Annotated in this window: 1 pseudogene; it reads left to right on the forward strand. The window is 54.5% G+C overall.

The features are described 5' to 3' along the window. A pseudogene (locus MXD59_RS25975) lies at window positions 1–704 on the forward strand (Eco57I restriction-modification methylase domain-containing protein); the annotation flags it as partial. Window positions 705–824: the final 120 nt, after the last annotated feature.

Genomic DNA, 824 nt, shown 5'->3' on the forward strand with positions numbered 1-824 from the left:
ATGCAGACAAGCGTCCGGGTATGAATTCTGCCATATCTGGGCTTAAGATGGTCACGGTGATCACAAAGGTAAGTCGTACAGTTATGCCAGCGATTGTGCCAACTGGGCAGGTGTTCGCGCACAAGCTCGGCGTGTTTGCGTCGGATGATAAGGGGTTTTTTGCGTTCCTGTCTTGTTCTATTCATTACTGGTGGGCTGCAAGTCGGGCTTCTACGATGAAGGCAGATTTGAACTACTCCCCTTCGGATGTGTTTGAAACGCTTCCCCTTCCCGACATCACCGAAAATTTAAGGAATCTTGGGGAGCGCCTTGAAAAAAGCCGTCAGAGAATAATGTTGAGTCGACAAATTGGCTTGACTAAGGCATACGGCCTCGCCTTTGACTCCGCATGCAAGGAGGCGGATGTTATCGATCTACGAGAAATTCACAAGATGATAGACTATGCCGCTATTCGTGCCTACGGCTGGGATGACATGATCGAGCGTGGCCTCGACCACGGGTTTCATCCGGCGGGAAAGTACACGCGGTACACGATCGGGCCGTGGGCACAGCGGGAGGTGCTGGATCGGCTGCTGGAGCTGAACCATGCTCGGTACGCTGAGGAGGTCGCCGCCGGTCTCCATGAGAAGGGCGCGAAGAAGAAGGGTGCCCGTGCCAAGCCGGTGCCGACCGAGGAATCCGGTGCGACACTGTTCGACCTGTAATCTTCGTCGCACGGCCTGAAACGTCACACCAGGCGATCGGTCGTGTACTAAGGAGAACGAAAGTAGCTGGACTCGCTACCAGTTGATGTAGGCGAGGTGGGGATCACCGAAGAATCCCAT

Source organism: Frankia umida (genome assembly GCF_023242945.1).
Taxonomy (GTDB): domain Bacteria; phylum Actinomycetota; class Actinomycetes; order Frankiales; family Frankiaceae; genus Frankia; species Frankia umida.